Here is a 13,791-nt window from a genome sequence, read left to right as displayed (position 1 = left end):
GCTTACATTATTGATGCGTCCGTCATAATCTCTATTTTTTATTATAAGTTAGATAAGAATAAGAAACAAGATGATATATATTTCGTTGATAGTTTTCAAAATTCTGTTTATTATCTATGTATTATAGTACAAGGGAATGAGAGGGATGGCATACGTAATTTCACTCCAAGGACCGATGGCAAGTGGAAAAACAACATTGGCAAAAAGGTTAGAGCAATATGGGCTTTCAATTATATATGAAAATCCATATCCAATTGTAGAAAAAAGAAAAGAATTGTATTTAGATATGAACTCAAAAGAGGGGTTTATTACAAATCAAAAAATGTTTATTGAAGCAAAAATAAAAGAGTTTCAAAATGTGAAAAGTTCAGTCATAATTTTTGATCGCGGACCAGAAGATATTGAATTTTATACACTTTTTTATCCGAAGATGATAGGGAAAGAGTGGGATATAGAAACAGAATTAAAAGATGAATTGTATAAATTAAGAGAATGTCGTTCAGATGCAATTTTTTATTTAGATGTTTCGAAAGAGAATTTGTATGATAGAAAAAATAATGATAGGGCAAGAAATCGAAGTACATTTGATGAACAATTTAAATTAGTAGAAATCGAAAAGGAATGGTATAAACAATTTCCTATAACTTATGTGAACACTAATGTACTAGCAGTGAACGAATTAGAGGCATATTTTATAGGGTGGCTAAAGGAGAAAGGACTATGAAAAAAATATTATTATTCGTATACCCAACATTTGCGGAGTTTGAAATTACGGTAGCAACGGCATTGCTGAAAAATAAATATGAGATTATTACAGCGGGTGTAACGAAAGAAATGGTTATAAGTGAAACGGGCTTGCAAGTACAACCGCACATAGAATTAAATGAAGTGCGTGTGGAAGAGTATGAGGGGATTCTTATTCCAGGTGGAGATGAAATACATATGAAAGAGGCAGAACTGCTTTTTTCAGTTATTCGTCAATTCTCTGAACAAGACAAATTAGTGGCAGCGATTTGTGCTGGACCGTATGCGTTAGCAAGAGCAGGTTTATTTAAAGAAATTTCTTATACAGCGACCATAGATTATCAAAAATTAGATTGTTTTCCAGTAGAAAATTTTGTGTATGAAGAAGTTGTACAGCACGCAAATATTATTACAGCACAAGGACATGCATTTGTACCATTTGGAATAGCGATTGCCTCTTATTTTGGGGTAGCGAATGAACATAATATAAATTTTTATAGTGGCAAGGGCAATATGATGATGGAGAATCTGTTACCAGAAAACGTGTAAAAGCTAGCAAATGCTAGCTTTTTTTACATTGATAAATCACTAACGTTTTCGGATCGCTCCATATACCGTCATGAATTGTTAATTCATTTTCTATTTCTTCTTTTAGCCATTCCTTCATTTCGGTGTGAAGGGACATATTATCAGGTATATTCAGCGACGGAAACATGCTAGATATATAGTTAACGATTGGAGTGGAATGATGAAAAACAAGTGCATTATGAATAATTGTTTCTTCAACAGTTGAAAAAACAGAGTGTAATAGATCTTTACCATTTTCTAAACAAAATGGAGCGACTGCTGGTGATGTTTTCGGTAAATCAAATGCGTCTAGCATGTTGTTGCACATTTCAACTATACGAGGCAATGAAACTTTAGAATTTGTTGTAGCTAAAAGGGCGCCGCCGGGACGAATTACTTTATGGAATCCTTGGATTGTTCTTTCGACATCTTTCATATGGTATAACATATGTCTTGCGATTACCCAGTCATAACAATTAGCCTCGAAAGGAAGTTTACTAGCGTCACCGAGTTTCCATTCAATCGTATTATTCGTTATAGCGGCTTCAGAAATCATGGTTTTCGATTGATCAAAGCCGGTTAACTGGACTTTATGACCATTGTTTTGCAAAAGGGAAAGGAATTTTCCATTAGCGCACCCGACCTCTAATATTTTTTCTTCCCCTTGGAGTTGTAAATGTTCAATGACGACTTCATCTACATTCACTCGTTTCTCTTCGAAATATGTATGCGTATCGATACGTGTTTGTAAATGGTTACTAACGTTGTATTGGCGTTTTACATCATTCATTTTTTCACATTCCACCTTTATGCAAAATTGCTGAATCGCATGTGTTAATACGTCTGTTTTATTTAAACTTTCGTAATGGAGTGCCGATTCAAACCTTGCAAGTAATTTTTCTTCAATTCGAAAATGAATATCCTTTCGCTTCGCCACTGAAATCTCACCCCTTTACATCTGTTAGTGAGACTATAGCACGTCTGAAAAAAATCTGTAAATAAATTGTGTACACAAGTACAAGTATGAGAGGGATAAAAAATTGCTTGAATAATATTTTAAACTATTGACGATTTAACCGTTTTCATATATTCTTAAATTAAGTAATATTCAAATAATTCAAAAGAAATGAGAGAGTCACATGCTTCTTCAAGGAACACATCGAATTGGTCGTATGGCCATGCTGTTGGCACTTGCGGATGAGAATGAAAGTCCCGTATTATCTATTCCAAAAGGTTGGAAATATTGTACTGGGAAAGTTGGTTCTATGAATTCGCAAAAAGTAGTAGCAGCAATGGAAACAGCGGCTAAGAGCAACCGAGTTATTGAAACAGATGTTTACAGAGAAACACATGCACTTTATCATGCAATTATGGAAGCTTTGTACGGAGTGACGAGAGGTCAAATTCAGTTAGCAGACGTTCTTCGTACAGTAGGACTTCGCTTTGCGATTGTGCGCGGTACACCATACGACGGAAAAAAAGAAGGCGAATGGGTTGCTGTTGCACTTTATGGAACGATTGGTGCACCTGTAAAAGGATCTGAGCATGAGGCGATTGGTTTAGGAATTAATCACATATGATTTGCCCATAGTCTATTAGTTAGAAGGGGGCCTTATTTTTTAGGACAGAAGTCTGTCTTAAAAAGATAAGGTCCCCTTTTGCCTTTATAAGGAGGAAAAAGAATGATTACGTTAACAGGACATACATTGACAGTTGAAGAAATGAAGAGGTTGTTACTTGAAGGTGAAGGTGTAACAGCTTGTCCAAATAGTATGCAAAAGGTAGCGGAGTGCCGCGAAGTAGTTGAGAAAATCGTAGAGGACGGAAAAGTCGTTTATGGTATTACAACTGGATTTGGAAAGTTTAGTGATGTACTTATTCAAAAAGATGATGTAAAGGCACTTCAGCATAATTTAATTCAGTCACATGCGTGCGGAATAGGCGATCCATTCCCGGAAGAAGTATCACGCGGTATGTTGATTTTACGAGCTAATACGATGTTAAAAGGAGTATCGGGTGTTAGACCACTTGTTGTAAATATGCTTCTTGAGTTTGTAAATCGTAAAATTCATCCGGTCGTTCCGCAACAAGGATCACTAGGAGCGAGCGGTGATTTAGCACCTTTATCTCATCTTGCTCTCGTTTTATTAGGTGAAGGTGAAGTGTTCTACAAAGGAAAACGAGTTCATGCGATGGTTGCTCTTACAGAAGAAGGACTTGAACCTATTGAACTTGAAGCAAAAGAAGGTCTTGCGTTAATCAATGGTACGCAGGCGATGACAGCGCAAGGGGTTCTTTCTTATATAGAAGCTGAAGCAAGTGCTTATCAATCAGAATTAATTGCATCGATGACAATGGAAGGATTACGCGGCATTATTGATGCATTCGATGAAAATGTTCATAAAGCGCGTGGTTATAAAGAGCAAGTGGAAGTGGCAAGCAGAATTCGTGATATTCTTCATGATAGTAAACTTGTGACAAAACAAGGAGAACTTCGTGTACAAGATGCATATTCACTTCGTTGTATCCCGCAAGTTCACGGTGCTTCTTGGCAAGTTTTAAATTATGTGAAAGAAAAATTAGAAATTGAAATGAATGCAGCAACAGATAATCCACTTATTTTTGATGGCGGGGAAAAAGTAATTTCTGGTGGTAATTTCCACGGACAACCAATTGCATTTGCAATGGATTTCTTAAAAGTAGGGATGGCGGAGCTTGCAAATATTTCAGAGCGCCGTATTGAACGCCTAGTAAACCCGCAATTAAATGACTTACCGCCATTTTTAAGTCCAGAACCAGGACTTCAATCAGGTGCCATGATTATGCAATATGCAGCGGCTTCACTCGTTTCAGAAAATAAAACATTAGCTCATCCAGCGAGTGTAGATTCAATTCCGTCGTCAGCTAACCAAGAAGATCACGTAAGTATGGGAACAATCGCTTCACGTCATGCGCATCAAATTATTCAAAATGCAAGACGCGTTCTTGCAATTGAGATGATCTGTGCGATGCAAGCAGCAGAATATCGCGGGATTGAAAACATGAGTACAGTTACAAAAACGTTCTATCATCAAGGTCGTCAGCAAGTGCCTTCTATTACAAATGACCGTATATTCTCAACGGATATCGAAAATATCGCGCATTGGTTAAAAACGAACTATTCAATAAAGGAAAGATTGGATGTAAATGCAGCACTATAAAATGAGAAAAGGGAGAGATTGAAATGGAAAAAGTACAACAAACAATTCGTGCGGCAAGAGGTACTGAGTTACAAACGAAAGGATGGGTTCAAGAAGCTGCACTTCGAATGTTAATGAACAATTTAGATCCTGAAGTAGCTGAAAAACCAGAAGAATTAGTTGTATACGGCGGAATTGGCCGTGCAGCTCGTAACTGGGAAAGCTACCATGCAATTGTTGATTCATTGAAAACGTTAGAAAGCGACGAAACGTTACTAGTTCAATCAGGAAAACCAGTTGCAATTTTTAAATCACATGAAGATGCGCCTCGCGTTCTTTTAGCGAACTCAAACTTAGTACCAAAATGGGCGAACTGGGATCACTTCCGTGAACTAGAGAAAAAAGGTCTTATGATGTACGGACAAATGACAGCAGGTAGCTGGATTTACATTGGAACACAAGGGATTTTACAAGGAACATATGAAACATTTGGTGAAGCGGCACGTCAACATTTCGATGGTTCATTAAAAGGTACTGTAACGATTACTGCTGGTTTAGGTGGCATGGGTGGCGCACAACCTCTTGCTGTAACGATGAACGGCGGTGTTGTAATTGCTATTGATGTAGATAAGCGTAGTATCGACCGTCGTATTGAAAAGAGATATTGTGATCTGTATACAGAGTCTTTAGAAGAAGCGTTAACTATTGCGAACGAGTATAAAGAGAAGAAAGAGCCAATTTCAATTGGACTGTTAGGAAATGCGGCAGAGATTTTACCAGAGCTAGTGAAGCGTAATATTACGCCAGATTTAGTTACGGATCAAACATCTGCTCATGATCCATTAAACGGTTATATTCCAGTAGGTTACACAGTAGAAGAAGCAGCGAAGCTTCGTGAAGAAGATCCAGAACGTTACGTACAATTATCAAAAGAAAGTATGAAAAAACATGTAGAAGCAATGCTTGCAATGCAAGAAAAAGGCGCGATTACATTTGATTACGGAAATAACATTCGCCAAGTTGCTTTCGATGAAGGATTAAAAAATGCTTTCGATTTCCCGGGATTCGTTCCAGCATTTATCCGTCCATTATTCTGTGAAGGAAAAGGACCGTTCCGCTGGGTAGCACTTTCTGGTGATCCAGAAGATATTTATAAAACAGACGAAGTTATTTTACGCGAGTTCGCGGATAATGAGCATTTATGTAATTGGATTCGTATGGCACGTCAGCAAGTTGAGTTCCAAGGTCTTCCATCACGTATTTGTTGGCTTGGTTATGGCGAGCGTGCAAAATTTGGCCGCATTATTAATGAAATGGTGGCTAATGGTGAATTATCAGCACCGATCGTTATCGGCCGTGACCATTTAGATTGCGGATCAGTAGCATCTCCAAACCGTGAAACAGAATCTATGAAAGACGGTAGTGATGCAGTAGCAGACTGGCCAATTTTAAATGCATTAATTAACAGTGTAAACGGTGCAAGCTGGGTATCTGTTCACCACGGTGGTGGCGTTGGTATGGGTTATTCACTTCATGCTGGAATGGTTATCGTTGCAGATGGAACAGAAGCAGCGGCAAAACGTATTGAACGCGTATTAACTTCTGACCCTGGTATGGGTGTTGTTCGTCACGTTGATGCTGGCTATGACTTAGCGGTTCAAACTGCGAAAGAAAAAGGCGTTAACATTCCAATGATGAAATAAGGAGGAAGAAACATGCTGGACACTTTACTAATAAATATCGGTCAATTACTAACAATGGATCAAGAAGATGGCTTGTTAAGACAGGAAGCGATGAACACGCTTCCTGTTATTGAAAACGGTGCTGTTGGAATCGAAAACGGCGTAATTACTTTCGTTGGAACAGCGGAAGAAGCAAAAGGATTACAAGCGAAAGAGGTTATTGATTGCGGCGGGAAAATGGTTTCTCCTGGTCTTGTAGATCCGCATACTCATCTTGTATTTGGTGGATCTCGTGAAAATGAAATCGCGCTGAAATTACAAGGAGTTCCGTACCTAGAAATTTTAGAACAAGGCGGAGGTATTCTTTCAACTGTAAATGCAACGAAACAAGCATCGAAAGAAGAACTTGTTCAAAAAGCAAAATTTCATTTAGACCGTATGCTATCTTTCGGTGTAACAACCGTAGAAGCGAAGAGTGGTTACGGATTAGATGATGAGACGGAATGGAAACAATTAGAGGTAACTGCACAATTACAAAAAGAGCATTCAATTGATTTAGTTTCAACATTTTTAGGTGCTCATGCAGTTCCGAAAGAGTATAAAGGAAGATCGAAAGAATTTTTACAATGGATGCTAGATCTATTACCAGAGATGAAAGAGAAGCAATTAGCTGAGTTCGTTGATATTTTCTGTGAAACAGGTGTGTTTTCTGTAGAAGAATCAAAAGAATTTTTATTAAAAGCGAAAGAGCTGGGCTTTGATGTGAAAATTCATGCAGATGAAATCGACCCTCTTGGTGGTGCGGAAGCAGCGGCTGAAATCGGTGCAGCGTCAGCGGACCATTTAGTTGGCGCTTCTGATAAAGGAATTGAAATGCTTGCGAATTCTAATACAGTAGCGACTTTATTACCAGGAACAACTTTCTATTTAAATAAAGAAAGTTTCGCACGCGGCCGCAAAATGATCGATGAAGGTGTTGCTGTTGCTTTAGCTACAGACTTTAACCCAGGAAGCTGTCCAACTGAAAACATTCAGCTTATTATGAGTATTGCAATGCTGAAACTAAAAATGACACCAGAAGAAGTTTGGAATGCGGTAACAGTTAACTCATCTTATGCCATTAATCGAGGCGATGTAGCTGGGAAAATTAGAGTTGGTCGTAAGGCGGATTTAGTTTTATGGGATGCTTATAATTATGCTTACGTACCGTACCATTACGGTGTAAGTCATGTGAATACAGTATGGAAGAATGGTAATATCGCATATACAAGAGGTGAACAATCGTGGAGTACGGCCACTATTTAAAGAAAAATGCAAAGTTTATCGATCGTGAAGTAACGAAATGGAGCGAAATGATTAAAGATTGGGAGGAAGGCGTAGAAATATTCGGTGCTGCCTTAATTGGAGCGCCCCTTTCTAAACCATCTATTAGTCATTCGGGGGCATGTTTTGCGCCAAAAACAATTCGTGCGATGTTAGATGCATATAGCACGTACGCAATTACAGAAGAACACGATATGAAAGAAAGTGTTCTTCATGATTGCGGTGATATTGCGATGCATGTGACAGATATAAAAGAGAGTCATAACCGAATTGCGAAAACAGTTGGCCACTTGACGAAAGTAAATCCGAAAATGATACCAATCGTTCTTGGTGGTGACCACTCGATTAGTTTTCCGAGTATAACTGGTTTTGCAAATAGTAAAGGGAAGGTCGGTATTATTCAGTTTGATGCCCATCATGATTTACGTAATTTAGATGATGGTGGTCCATCAAATGGTACACCGTTCCGTAGTTTGCTAGAAAATGATGTGATTACAGGAAAACAACTCGTTCAAATTGGGATTCGTAATTTTTCAAATGCACGAGCGTACCATGAATATGCAAAAGAGCATGGCGTGACAGTGTATACAATGAAAGATGTAAGAGAGCGAGAAATAAAAGATCTTATTTCAGAAAGTATTGAAATATTAAGAAAACAAGGTGTGACTTCTATTTATATTTCTCTTGATATGGACGTATTAGACCAAGCGTTTGCGCCAGGCTGTCCAGCAATTGGCCCTGGTGGAATGGATAGTACAACTTTACTTGATGCAATTGAATTCCTTGGTAAAGAGCCACTCGTTCAAGGGATGGATATAGTAGAAATTGATCCAACTCTTGATTTTAGGGATATGACGAGTAGAGTAGCTGCGCAAGTGATTATGAGTTTTCTTTTAGCGAGAGAAACAGTTCGTAAGCAGGTTAGTATATAGACGTAAAATTAAAAGTGAATGTTTTCCTATACCTTATAAAAAACACATTACTACTCATATGTAGTAATGTGTTTTTATGTTAAATGAGAATGTGAAATTAGAATAGATATGTGTGTGGAAAATGTAACAAAATGCGGGTTTTTTAGTGTTTCTGTACAGATTGAATTTTTATGCGTAAATAAATTGACATAGAAAATATTTTTGTGATATTATAAAAATTTTGCTAAAAAAATAAATGTGTGTTAAGATTGAGAAGGTTACCATATATGGAGGTGGATTATTTGTTTCAAATTGGCGATAACATCGTTTATCCAATGCACGGAGCAGGTATAATTAAAGCCATAGAAGAAAAGGAAATCACAGGAGAAAAACAACAGTATTATGTTATAAAAATGTCGGCTAGTAATATGGAAGTGATGATTCCTATTGGGAAAGTATTGACTTCAAATATACGACCAGTCACAGATATAAAGGCATTAACAAACATAATAGATATTTTTCAACATGGAGAATCAGACAGATTACTGACGTGGAAACAAAGGTATAAATTGAATACAGATAAAATAAAAACGGGTAAAATACAAGAAGGTGCTGAAGTTGTACGTGATTTATTACGTATGCAGAAAGAAAAAGCACTTAATGCAAGCGAAAAGAAAATGTTAGATAATGCACATGAATTTTTGATTAGTGAACTGGGATTAATTGAAGGTATCACAGAAAATCAAATAAAAAGCTTTTGTTAAGATTCATTGTAGATAATGTATTACATCCCAAAAAAGATCTTGAATTTTTTGGGAATATAATTATAGAACATCAATCATTTCAAAAACATTCAACTCTTTCAAACCACTTTTAAAGCATTAACCTCGTTTGTTATGACTACAATTTAATCCATTTTTATTTTTTAATTTCTTTTACGAATGTTCGAAGTTTAATTCAATACTTCGATAAAATAGTTACTTGATTTTTGCAATCCTGATTCACACTGGCACGGACAAGGAGCCGTAAGGATGAAAGAGAGGTAGGGCTTTCATTGTTTTAGGTATATAAGTTTTTATTTTTAGAAGAATACTGAGCCACTCTCATTTCTATTGTTACGGGATTTTTCATATGTGAGGAGATAATAATTGTTTATTTTCTTTATGTAAAAGAGATAAACGAATTGTTAGCCTTATATGGTCAACTAAAAGAGGTTTCCTAATTAGGAAACCTCTTTAATTTTTGTTTTTATTATTCTATTTGTTTAATATTCGAATCTTTAATGTTAAAGACGTATAAATTGACGTTACTATTTAAAAGTAAGTATGATGCGATTATAGTAATTTTTTATAAGGGGGAAGAAAAATGACAAGTTCAAACAATAAAGCAGCAAATATTTATGCAGGAACAAATATAAATAATTGGGGATCTTTTGAAAACATTGATGCAACAAAGGTGTTTGATCCGATTCAAATTGGATCTTGGTCTCTTCGTAATCGCATAGCGATGGCACCGATGACGAGATGTTTTGCAAATAATGAGACTGGGGTAGTTGGTACTGATGTAGTAGAGTATTACCAAAAACGTGCTGCGGATGGGATTGGATTAATTATTACAGAAGGAATTGTCATTAGCCCGAGAGCAAAAGGGAATCCGGGAGTACCAGGTATTTATACACAAGCGCAAATTGATTCTTGGAAACCTGTTACAGAGGCAGTACATAAAGAAGGCGGAACGATTATTGCTCAAATATGGCATGTTGGACGTATGAGTCATCACGAAATAATTGGTGGTCAAATGCCGCAAGCGCCGTCTGCTATTGCTGCGGAGGGTAATGTTCCGCGTTTTCGTAAACCGTTTGATACACCAGAAGCAATGACAATAGAAGAAATAAAAGAAGTTATCGGTCAATATGCACAAGCTGCAAAGAACGCAATCGAAGCTGGATTTGATGGAGTAGAAATTCACGGTGCACACGGATATTTAATTGATCAATTTACTTATGAGTTTGCGAATAAGCGCACAGATAAATATGGCGGGGACTTAAAGCAAAGGTTAACATTTATGAAAGAAGTAACCGAGGCTGTAATAGAGGCAGTTGGAGCTAATAAAACACTTCTTCGCTTCTCTGCATTTAAAGGTGATAATCCTGCTTATATGTGGAAAAATCCAGAACTTGCGATTGAAATGTTTGTAAATATGTTTAAAGAAGTTGGATTAGCGATGATTCACCCTTCAACGATGAATTATACGCAAGTTATTGCTGACGGAAAGAATTTTCATCAATTAGTAAGAAAATATTGGGATGGTACTATTGTTGGGGTGGGTAATTTGAATCCGAAAGAGGCAGAAGAAGCATTGCAAGAAGGAACAATTGATGTAGCGGCGTTCGGAAGACCATTAATCGCTAACCCAGATTTTGTTCATCGAATTAAAAATGCTGAAAGTTTAGTTGAATATGACGCGAAAGAGCATCTTGCTACGTTAGTGTGAATAAGGATAAAAAGAGAACACATCGAGTGTTCTCTTTTTATTATGGAATTTCATATATAGGGGGAAGCGGAATGAGTGAAGCGCTACTCGTTATTATTAGTATATTGCTCTTTTTGATGCTACTTTTAATTGTCTTTTTTATCATTACATTTTTTATTAAAAAACGGACGCATCATTCTATATTAAAACTGCATCCATACTTAGGTAGAATGCGCTATTTACTCGAAAAAATAGGTCCAGAATTTAGGCAATATTGGTTTGATCATGATACTGACGGAAAGCCTTTTTCGCGCTATGATTTTCAAAGTGTTATGTTTCTAGCAAAATACCGTTCTGAAATACTTGGTTTTGGATCAAAACGGGATTTTGAGGAATCTGGCTATTATATTGCTAATACATTATTCCCCACATTAACAGATGAATTAAGTGTGAATCTCACGCAAGAACGTGAGGGGAAAAAGTATATGATTCATAAAGAAGGGTTATTTTCAAGAAGAGAAAAATTGACAGCGGATACAACAAACCTTTGGTTGTATGAAGAAGATGATGCAATTATAGTCGGCGAAAATCGTAAATATCCATGGAAACTGTATGGGATGTTTGGAGCGTCAGCTACATCTTACGGTGCGATTGGAGAAAATTATATTTTATCAGCTGGGTTTGGTGCAAAAATGGCAGGTGGTTCGTGGATTAATACTGGGGAAGGGGGCGTAATTCCAGAACATTTACATACGGGTGCGAATATCGTTGCGCAAATTGGTCCTGGATTATTCGGATACCGTGACGAGGACGGGAATTTTTCGATGAAGGAATTTTTGGAGAAGGCGAAAGAAAGTAATATTAAAGCGTTTGAATTGAAATTTGGGCAAGGAGCAAAAATACGTGGTGGTCATTTAGAAGGGCAGAAGGTAAATGAGAAAATCGCTTCCGTTCGGAAAGTACGAGAAGGTGAAACGATTAATTCGCCAAATCGATTTTCATTTATTAATAGTGCGGCAGAGGCTTTATATTTTATTCAAGATTTGCAAGAAAACGGTGGTAAACCAGTGGGCATGAAAATTGTAATTGGTCAACAGAAGCCTTTGGAAGATTTATTAAAAGCAATGAAAGAATTAAACATCTATCCAGATTTTATTACAATCGACGGTTCAGAAGGTGGATCAGGTGCAACATATAAATCGATGGCAGATAGTATGGGGCTGCCGCTTATACCGGCATTACTTACATTTATTGATACGGCGAATCATTACGGTGTTCGGGATAAATTAAAGGTGTTTGCCTCAGGGAAATTAATCACACCAGATAAAGTAGCGATTGCTTTAGCTATCGGTGCAGATGCCGTAAATTCAGCACGCGGCTTCATGATGGCAAGTGGCTGTATTATGGCGCTTCAATGTAATTCAGGGCAATGTCCATCGGGTGTTGCAACTACGAATCCACACTACCAAAAAGCGTTAGATCCATATGAGAAGAAATGGCGAGTAATGAACTACATTATTAGCATGAGATATAGTTTGTTTTCATTAGCGGCAGCGGCGGGGGTAAAGAGCCCGCGCCATTTAACGAGAGAGCATATTGTGTTTAAAGATGAGATGGGGAGAGTAGTTCCACTTTCGGAATTGTTTCCTTCCGTAATTGGGAAGTAAATATGTAGCTGAACAAAAAATATGAGTACAAAGTCATACATTTGTATGGCTTTTTTGGTTATGGGAAAAGTAGAAGTTTATTACATGAATGTTCCCGCTTGTCTGTTGCTCTTTTTCAAACAAATTATTTGATGGAGATGAGTTGTCAGAATATTGTTTTTGATGAAAAAATGAAACGATATACGCATTGACAATAAAAACTAATTAGACTATAATAAATCTCGAATTCAAGGTATTTTTGAAGGATAGTCAAAAACATAAAATCAATATTTTAAATATAATCATAAGAACTGTAGTTTTTTTGTGAATTATCTCGAATTCGAGATAATTTCTGAGCGAGATGAAATGTGTTAGTTTTTTTGAAAGGCATCTCAAAATTGAGATAAAATAGCATTGCGGATTGAACTTTATCATATGGACAAAATGAATAATGAATTTTAGCAAATAAACGTTTTTTGTAATGAAATAAAAAAGGGCGTGGAGAAGACGATGGGTGAGGAATTAAAATTACCAGAGCGATATAATCAGCATAGAAAACAGATTGAACAAGGGTTATTACCAATTTAAGTAAGAGAATTATACTAATTATATAAGGAATTGAAAGGGGAGAAAAATGATGAAACATGTTTTTCAAAAAGGAAAAGATGAGTCAAAACCAACACTATTATTGCTTCATGGTACGGGAGGAAATGAATTAGATTTATTACCGCTTGCAGAAAGAATTGATCGGGAAGCTTCTGTCTTAAGTGTTCGTGGAAATGTATTAGAAAATGGGATGCCCCGTTTCTTCCGCCGATTAGCAGAAGGTATTTTTGATGAAGAGGATCTTGTTTTCCGTACGAAGGAATTAAATGAATTTTTAAATGAAGCAGCAAAAACATATGAATTTGATAGAGATAATATCGTAGTTGTTGGGTATTCAAATGGAGCAAATATTGCAGCGAGTTTATTATTCCATTATGAAAATGCATTAAAAGGTGCCATTCTTCATCATCCAATGGTCCCAAGAAGAGGGATAGAACTTCCTAATTTAGTAGAGAAAGCAGTGTTTATTGCTGCTGGAACAAATGATCCAATTTGTTCACCTTCTGAGTCAGAGGAATTGAAGATGCTATTAGAAAATGCAAATGCTAATGTAACAATGCATTGGGAAAATAGAGGACATCAATTAACGATGAATGAAGTAGAGAAGGCAACAGAATGGTATGAAAAAATGTTTTCACATGCATAAATAGTAGACTAAATC

12 protein-coding genes and 1 pseudogene are annotated in these 13,791 nt (G+C 36.7%); 12 read left to right on the top strand and 1 reads right to left on the bottom strand.

What is annotated here, in order from left to right:
* Positions 1 to 145 precede the first annotated feature (145 nt).
* Both JTF23_RS10280 and JTF23_RS10275 read left to right on the top strand, forming a co-directional pair.
* The gene (locus JTF23_RS10280; RefSeq protein WP_204208680.1) at positions 146 to 724 is read left to right on the top strand and encodes an AAA family ATPase; all 579 of its coding nucleotides are present in this window, start codon (positions 146 to 148) and stop codon (positions 722 to 724) included.
* Positions 721 to 1,293, top strand: a complete 573-nt coding sequence (locus JTF23_RS10275) for a DJ-1/PfpI family protein (protein ID WP_204208679.1) — start codon at positions 721 to 723, stop codon at positions 1,291 to 1,293. Before JTF23_RS10280 ends, JTF23_RS10275 begins: the two co-directional genes overlap by 4 nt.
* A 13-nt stretch (positions 1,294 to 1,306) precedes the next feature.
* Here JTF23_RS10275 and JTF23_RS10270 read toward each other — a convergent pair whose 3' ends face one another.
* The gene (locus JTF23_RS10270; protein WP_002199656.1) at positions 1,307 to 2,248 is read right to left on the bottom strand and encodes a class I SAM-dependent methyltransferase; all 942 of its coding nucleotides are present in this window, start codon (positions 2,246 to 2,248) and stop codon (positions 1,307 to 1,309) included.
* A gap of 202 nt (positions 2,249 to 2,450) precedes the next feature.
* On the opposite strand from JTF23_RS10270, the gene hutP reads away from it, so the two are divergent.
* From hutP to JTF23_RS10220, 10 genes and pseudogenes are all read left to right on the top strand, one after another.
* Positions 2,451 to 2,891 (top strand): histidine utilization transcription antiterminator HutP, encoded by a 441-nt coding sequence (hutP, locus tag JTF23_RS10265; protein WP_000926519.1) that lies wholly within the window; start codon positions 2,451 to 2,453, stop codon positions 2,889 to 2,891.
* Positions 2,892 to 2,993: 102 nt separating this feature from the next.
* On the top strand, positions 2,994 to 4,511 hold the full coding sequence (gene hutH, locus JTF23_RS10260; protein ID WP_002066582.1) for a histidine ammonia-lyase: 1,518 nt from the start codon (positions 2,994 to 2,996) through the stop codon (positions 4,509 to 4,511).
* Positions 4,512 to 4,534: 23 nt separating this feature from the next.
* Complete coding sequence (hutU, locus tag JTF23_RS10255; RefSeq protein WP_204208678.1) at positions 4,535 to 6,193, top strand: urocanate hydratase; 1,659 nt, start codon at positions 4,535 to 4,537, stop codon at positions 6,191 to 6,193.
* A 12-nt stretch (positions 6,194 to 6,205) separates the two neighbouring features.
* A complete protein-coding gene (gene hutI, locus JTF23_RS10250; protein WP_002111179.1) occupies positions 6,206 to 7,477 on the top strand; it encodes an imidazolonepropionase in 1,272 nt (423 codons plus the stop codon).
* Positions 7,456 to 8,427, top strand: coding sequence for a formimidoylglutamase (hutG, locus tag JTF23_RS10245; RefSeq protein WP_002199657.1), 972 nt, complete (start codon positions 7,456 to 7,458; stop codon positions 8,425 to 8,427). The genes hutI and hutG overlap by 22 nt, the downstream gene beginning before the upstream one ends.
* A gap of 281 nt (positions 8,428 to 8,708) precedes the next feature.
* Positions 8,709 to 9,170 carry a CarD family transcriptional regulator gene (locus JTF23_RS10240; protein WP_176555913.1) on the top strand — a complete coding sequence of 154 codons (462 nt, stop codon included), beginning with the start codon at positions 8,709 to 8,711 and terminating at the stop codon, positions 9,168 to 9,170.
* Positions 9,171 to 9,771: 601 nt separating this feature from the next.
* Positions 9,772 to 10,899 (top strand): alkene reductase, encoded by a 1,128-nt coding sequence (locus tag JTF23_RS10235; protein ID WP_204208677.1) that lies wholly within the window; start codon positions 9,772 to 9,774, stop codon positions 10,897 to 10,899.
* Positions 10,900 to 10,970: 71 nt separating this feature from the next.
* Positions 10,971 to 12,545 carry an FMN-binding glutamate synthase family protein gene (locus JTF23_RS10230; RefSeq protein ID WP_002160895.1) on the top strand — a complete coding sequence of 525 codons (1,575 nt, stop codon included), beginning with the start codon at positions 10,971 to 10,973 and terminating at the stop codon, positions 12,543 to 12,545.
* Positions 12,546 to 13,028: 483 nt separating this feature from the next.
* Positions 13,029 to 13,112: pseudogene (locus tag JTF23_RS10225) on the top strand (VOC family protein); the annotation flags it as partial.
* A gap of 49 nt (positions 13,113 to 13,161) precedes the next feature.
* Complete coding sequence (locus JTF23_RS10220; RefSeq protein WP_002199661.1) at positions 13,162 to 13,776, top strand: alpha/beta hydrolase; 615 nt, start codon at positions 13,162 to 13,164, stop codon at positions 13,774 to 13,776.
* Positions 13,777 to 13,791 lie beyond the last annotated feature (15 nt).

Origin of the sequence: Bacillus sp. RIT 809 (assembly GCF_016892495.1) — a bacterium.
GTDB lineage: Bacteria > Bacillota > Bacilli > Bacillales > Bacillaceae_G > Bacillus_A > Bacillus_A cereus_U.
Note: the sequence above shows the minus strand (reverse complement) of the source record. Positions and strands in the feature narration are given on the sequence as shown.

Excerpts from the sequence above, each read along its gene's own strand:
- hutP (WP_000926519.1), top strand. The coding sequence starts at position 2,451 with ATGCTTCTTCAAGGAACACATCGAATTGGTCGTATGGCCATGCTGTTG.
- JTF23_RS10220 (WP_002199661.1), top strand. The coding sequence starts at position 13,162 with ATGAAACATGTTTTTCAAAAAGGAAAAGATGAGTCAAAACCAACACTA.
- JTF23_RS10235 (WP_204208677.1), top strand. The coding sequence starts at position 9,772 with ATGACAAGTTCAAACAATAAAGCAGCAAATATTTATGCAGGAACAAAT.
- hutI (WP_002111179.1), top strand. The coding sequence starts at position 6,206 with ATGCTGGACACTTTACTAATAAATATCGGTCAATTACTAACAATGGAT.
- hutH (WP_002066582.1), top strand. The coding sequence starts at position 2,994 with ATGATTACGTTAACAGGACATACATTGACAGTTGAAGAAATGAAGAGG.
- hutU (WP_204208678.1), top strand. The coding sequence starts at position 4,535 with ATGGAAAAAGTACAACAAACAATTCGTGCGGCAAGAGGTACTGAGTTA.
- JTF23_RS10230 (WP_002160895.1), top strand. The coding sequence starts at position 10,971 with ATGAGTGAAGCGCTACTCGTTATTATTAGTATATTGCTCTTTTTGATG.
- JTF23_RS10275 (WP_204208679.1), top strand. The coding sequence starts at position 721 with ATGAAAAAAATATTATTATTCGTATACCCAACATTTGCGGAGTTTGAA.
- JTF23_RS10280 (WP_204208680.1), top strand. The coding sequence starts at position 146 with ATGGCATACGTAATTTCACTCCAAGGACCGATGGCAAGTGGAAAAACA.